Annotated in this window: 3 protein-coding genes; 2 read left to right on the plus strand and 1 reads right to left on the minus strand. The window is 53.5% G+C overall.

Going from position 1 to position 3,049, the window contains the following annotated elements:
- A partial coding sequence (locus NXS07_RS17320) for a terminase large subunit domain-containing protein (protein WP_258087242.1) occupies window positions 1-1,649 on the plus strand: 1,649 nt, incomplete at its 5' end.
- 2 nt (window positions 1,650-1,651) lie between these two features.
- Window positions 1,652-2,710: a phage portal protein gene (locus NXS07_RS17325; protein WP_258087243.1), complete on the plus strand. Its 1,059-nt coding sequence runs from the start codon at window positions 1,652-1,654 to the stop codon at window positions 2,708-2,710.
- A gap of 47 nt (window positions 2,711-2,757) precedes the next feature.
- On the opposite strand, the gene NXS07_RS17330 is transcribed toward NXS07_RS17325, so the two are convergent.
- Window positions 2,758-3,049: hypothetical protein (locus NXS07_RS17330; protein ID WP_258087244.1), on the minus strand; the 292-nt coding region annotated here is incomplete at its 5' end.

Raw genomic sequence — 3,049 nt, forward strand, 5'->3', positions numbered from 1 at the left:
CGCAGATAGCAAAACGGCTGGGCGTCAGTGCGAATACCCTGTATTCCTGGCGGCGGCGGGATAAATGGGATGAAGCCAATCCGATTGAACGGGTGAGCGATGAATTGCATGTGAAAATCCTGCGGATTCAGGCGAAAGAGGCGCTGACCCCGCACGATTTCAAGACGCTGGATTTTTTCTATCGCCAGCTGGAACGCTTTGATCGCCATGAAGTGAAAAAAGAGAGCACGAAAAAGGCCAAGACACCGAAAAATCACTTCACTGAGGAACAAATTGCGGCATTGCGCGCGCAGGTTTATGAATCCCTGTTCGAATACCAGAAACGCTGGTACACGCAGAAAAACCGCCGTAACCGCATGATATTAAAATCTCGGCAGATTGGGGCAACCTGGTACTTTGCCCGTGAAGCGCTGATCACCGCACTGGAAACCGGCCATAACCAGATTTTTCTGTCAGCCAGCCGTGCACAGGCGTTCCAGTTCAAAAAATTCATTCAGATGGTTGCCCGTCAGGTCGGCGTTGAACTCAAGGGCGGTGATGAGATTATTTTGTCCAATGGTGCCACGCTCTATTTTCTCGGCACGTCAGCGGCGACGGCGCAATCCTATACCGGTGATCTCTATTTTGATGAGTTCTTCTGGGTCAGTAATTTTATGGAACTGCGCAAAGTGGCGGCAGGTATGGCAACCCAAACAGGGCTGCGCCGTACTTATTTCTCTACGCCATCCAGCGAAGAGCACGAAGGCTACCCGTTCTGGACAGGGGATTTTTTCAATAAAAGCCGGTCCCACAAAAAGCAGATTACGCTGGATCTCAGCCATAAAACATTACAACCGGGTGCCTTGTGTGGCGACAACATCTGGCGGCAGATTGTCACCATTCATGATGCTATCGCACTGGGGTTAAATCGGGTTGATTTGGCGGAAATCGAGAGCGAAAACAGCCCGGAAGATTTCGATAACTTATACCGTTGTCTCTTCGTGAAAGCCGGTGAACGGGCGTTTGATTATAACTCGCTCATCCAGTGCGGGGTTGATGGTTATAACGAAGACGTTTGGCCGGACTGGAAACCCTACGCACCACGGCCGCTGGGACACAAGGGGGTGTATATCGGGGCTGACCCGACCGGCACGGGCGGCAATGGTGACGGGCTGGGGCTGGCGGTCATGTCACCGCCGGCCGTTAGTGGCGGTAAATGGCGGGTCATTGAAGCCTTGCGGTTCAGGGGCATGGCCTTTGAGAAACAGGCAGAAGAAATTCGCAAACTGACCGAGCGCTATCATGTATTGGGTATCACGCTGGATGGGACGGGCGGGACGGGTGAAGCGGTGCATGAGCTGGTGTGTAAATTTTTCCCGGCCGCCACCTTACTGAAATATTCTGCGGCGCTGAAACGGATGTTGGTCATGAAAGCGCAAATGCTGATCCGTTCCGGTCGGTTTGAATATGATGCAGGAATGCAGCAGGTTGCCACCTCGTTTATGTCCATCAAAAAAATCATTACGCAGGGCGGCATCGTCACCTATGACGCTGACCGGACGCGCGGCGTTGATCACGGCGATATTGCCTGGTCTATTATGAATGTCCTGCATGGAGAGCCGATAGCGAGCGATTCCGGCGGGCATCAGTCTTTTGTCTCGGAGTTTTAACCATGCACACTGATCTACTACCGGCTGAAATCCAGCCTGACGCAGCGAACAATCCCAGAGCGAACCTGCCCGACGGTGCCGACCAATGCGCGGCGTTTACTTTTGAAACCCCCACGCCGATGACGTCCGTCGGGGACTTACTGGACTGTATGGAGTGTGCCAAAAATGGCCGCTGGTATGAAACCCCGATCGACTTTTACGGGCTGGCACGAGCGTTCTCGTCTGCGGTTTATCATCAGTCACCGCTGTATTTTAAACGCAATGTGATCATGAGTTGCTTTATTCCGCACCCGTTATTGCCCCGACAGGATATGGCCGCCTATGTGCTGGATTATCTGGTGTTCGGTAATGCGTATCTGGAAAAGCGCACCCACCGACTGGGCGGACTGCTGACGCTCAGGCATTCGCCTGCCAAGTACACGCGCCGGGGTGAAAAATCAGGGCAGTACTGGTTTGTGGAAAGCTGGAACAAGGAATTTGAATTTCGTCCCGATAGCCTCTTTCACCTGATGAACCCGGATATTCATCAGGAAATTTATGGCCTGCCGGAATATCTGGCCGGATTGCTGTCGGCCAACCTGAATCGTTCCGCGACCACCTTCCGTATGAATTATTATGAAAACGGCAGTCATGCGGGCGTTATCGTTTACCTGACAGACCCGCTGGCCGATCCGAAAGGCGTGGATAATCTGAAAAATGCGCTGCAAAAATCCCGGCGCGATGGTGCTTTCAAGAACCTGTTGGTGTATGCGGCCAATGGCAAGAAAGACGGCCTGCAAATCCTGCCGTTCAGTCAGATCAGTGCTAAAGATGAGTTTACCAACATCAAGGAAGCGACCCGCGACGACATGCTGGCCATGCACCGTGTCCCGCCGCAATTGATGGGCATTATGCCCACGGGCGGCGGTAACTTCGGGGACGTGGAGAAAGCGGCGAAAGTCTTCGCTATCAATGAACTGAGTCCCATTATGGAAAGCCTGAAATCCGTCAACGACTGGGCAGGACAGGAAGTCGTACGCTTTGCCCCCTATGCGTTGTTGGACGCCCTGAACGGCAAGTGATAACCGACTGAAACCATTACTCTCTACGAACGCTGCGCCGGTTATCCTCACTCAATCGCGCTGTGTTCGTTTTTCGTTGTTTCCCATCTTACCCCCTGATCGATACGTCCTGCGCGTCCCTGCGTTGCGCTGGTGCGGCATGGTCGACCGTCTTTGCCCTTCTTGCGATCCGCCCAGATAAACGCGTCCATCCGCCCCCATTGCGCGCGCTTGCTCCCCCGCCTCGCCCGCACACAAAAAGGGGGTGTTTTTGTGCAGTTGTGCATCGGCGGGGAGACCTTGCGGGGGCGGGTCTTTTGAAGTGATCCCATGTCAAGAAAAATTGTGCGATTTTGCGTA

Source organism: Xenorhabdus bovienii, from assembly GCF_024721015.1.
Lineage (GTDB): Bacteria > Pseudomonadota > Gammaproteobacteria > Enterobacterales > Enterobacteriaceae > Xenorhabdus > Xenorhabdus bovienii.